The sequence below is a fragment of the Neisseria sp. P0009.S007 genome, from assembly GCF_051962515.1.
The window spans coordinates 1-2,018 of sequence record NZ_JBQCVF010000235.1 but is presented as its reverse complement, the minus strand read 5'-3'; the positions used below and the strand labels follow the sequence as shown (position 1 = coordinate 2,018).

At 51.7% G+C, this 2,018-nt stretch carries 3 protein-coding genes and 1 pseudogene; 1 reads left to right on the top strand and 3 read right to left on the bottom strand.

The features are described from left to right. The coding region (locus ACTHS3_RS12010) for an MBL fold metallo-hydrolase (RefSeq protein WP_440368038.1) at nt 1-248 on the bottom strand (248 nt) is incomplete at its 3' end. Between the two features lie 119 nt (nt 249-367). On the opposite strand from ACTHS3_RS12010, the gene ACTHS3_RS12005 reads away from it, so the two are divergent. Further along, nucleotides 368-1,174 (top strand): DNA ligase, encoded by an 807-nt coding sequence (locus ACTHS3_RS12005; RefSeq protein ID WP_070606665.1) that lies wholly within the window; start codon nt 368-370, stop codon nt 1,172-1,174. Nucleotides 1,175-1,239: 65 nt separating this feature from the next. On the opposite strand, the gene ACTHS3_RS12000 is transcribed toward ACTHS3_RS12005, so the two are convergent. Next, nucleotides 1,240-1,890, bottom strand: coding sequence for an HAD-IA family hydrolase (locus ACTHS3_RS12000; protein ID WP_070606240.1), 651 nt, complete (start codon nt 1,888-1,890; stop codon nt 1,240-1,242). An 11-nt stretch (nt 1,891-1,901) separates the two neighbouring features. Further along, a pseudogene (locus ACTHS3_RS11995) lies at nt 1,902-2,018 on the bottom strand (RNA pseudouridine synthase); the annotation flags it as partial.

Below are 2,018 nucleotides of genomic sequence, written 5' to 3'. Positions count from 1 at the left end.
TTGTGCGGGCCGAGAACGGGTACGTCGCAGGTTTTCAAAAGTTCAACCACGCCGCCTGCGTGGTCAAGATGGCCGTGGGTCAGCCAAATGGCGGTCAGCTTGAGGCCTTTGTTTTGGACTTGTTGCAATAAATAAGGGACGTCACCGCCGACATCGGTCAAAACGGCTTCTTTTGTTTCGTCATCCCAAATCAGTGTGCAGTTTTGACGGAAGGGGGTAACGGCGTTGATTTCAAATTGGAGTGCCATGGGTGTTCCTGGAAAATGCTTATTTAATGTTGTTTACGTTTCAGACGGCCTTTTGTTATTATGCATATATAATAACAAAAGCAAGTATGGAAAAGTGTCTTATGAATATGAATAATGTAATGCGAACCATGATACCGATTTTTGCGGCTTCTTTCATCTCTGCGGCGTTTGGTGCAGATTTGTTGTTGGCGCAGGAATATAAAAATCAAGATATTGCCGGTTGGGCCATGAGTGAAAAGTTGGATGGCGTACGCGCGTATTGGGACGGCAGGCAGCTAGTCAGTCGTCAGGGCTATGCGTTTACACCTCCCAAAGGTTTTACAGCAGGTTTTCCTCCGTTTCCGATGGATGGCGAGTTGTACAGCGGACGAGGGCGGTTTGAGCAAATTTCCGCGACGGTGCGTTCTGCCTCGGGAAATTGGGACGGCATTCGTTTGCATGTTTTTGATGTGCCGCAGGCGCAGGGCAATCTGTATCAGCGGCTGGAAACGGCTTCGAAATGGCTGAAATCACACCCGTCGGCACGGTTTACGGTTATTCCGCAAGTTAAGGTGCGCGACAAACAGCATGCTTTGGATTTTTTGAAACAAGTTGAAGCGCTGGGTGGGGAAGGGGTGATGCTGCGTCAGCCTGAAGCCCGTTATGCAAGAGGTAGAAATGGGCAGCTGTTGAAGCTGAAAAGTGAATATGATGATGAATGTACGGTAACGCGTCATTATGAGGGCAAAGGGCGCAATGTCGGGCGTTTGGGTGCAGTAGGATGCAAAAACCAATATGGAGAGTTTCATATCGGCAGCGGTTTTAAGGATAAAGACCGCGACCATCCGCCGAAAATCGGTGCGCTGATTACTTACCGTTATCGTGGTTTTACGCAAAAAGGAACGCCGAAATTTGCAACATTTGTCAGGGTGCGCTCGGATCGATAAAACAAATTAAAGGCCGTCTGAAAATAGGTTCCAGACGGCCTTTCATATAGATGTTGTATAGCCTTTTATAAGGTTTCCAATACATCAGGCAATTCGGCCAAGCTGTTGAGCATGGCGACATGGGGCATGGAGGAAAGCTGTTTGGAAGTGTGTGCGCCGGTGGTAACTGCGATGGCGCGGATTTTGGCGTTGGCGGCCATTTCTAGGTCGTGGGTGGTGTCGCCGATGACGACGGCCTCTTCCGGCTCAACACCCAGTCGGTCGCAGAGGGCGAGTACCATATCGGGAGCGGGTTTGGACGGATATTCGCCGGCGCAGGCGGTTTCCAGCCAAAAGGCTTGGGTGTCGGTTTGTGCGATGGCTTTGTCTAAGCCGCTCCGCCCTTTGCCGGTCGCTACGGCAAGCCAATAGCCTTGTTGCTTCAAGCGTTGCAGGCAGGGCAGGGCTTCGGGGAACAGGGTCATGTTGCGGTTGTTGGGATTGAGGTAGTGCGCGGCATAGGTCTCAATCAGGGTTTCCTGAACGTGTTCGCTGACGTTGTGGGCAAGGCGGCGGATGATGCCGGAGAGGCTGTATCCGATGAGCGGACGGATTTGGTCGGCTTCGGGAACGGGCAGGCCGCAATCGGCAAAGCTTTGCTGAAAGGTGTGGATGATGGGGTTGGTGGTGTCGGCAAGCGTGCCGTCCCAGTCGAAAATAATGAGTTTGGGTTTCATGGAGTTTCCTTTCAGACGGCCTTTTCCTGATTTTCCAGCATTAAAACAAATTGCGCCAATTCTTGCGGCAGGGGGGCTTTCAGGATCAGTTTTTCGCCGGTCAGCGGATGGGCGAGGTGCAGCTCGGA

What these genes read in the sequence shown, in the direction of transcription:
- ACTHS3_RS12005 (WP_070606665.1), top strand. Translation starts at nt 368, where the DNA reads ATGCGAACCATGATACCGATTTTTGCGGCTTCTTTCATCTCTGCGGCG.
- ACTHS3_RS12000 (WP_070606240.1), bottom strand. Translation starts at nt 1,890, where the DNA reads ATGAAACCCAAACTCATTATTTTCGACTGGGACGGCACGCTTGCCGAC.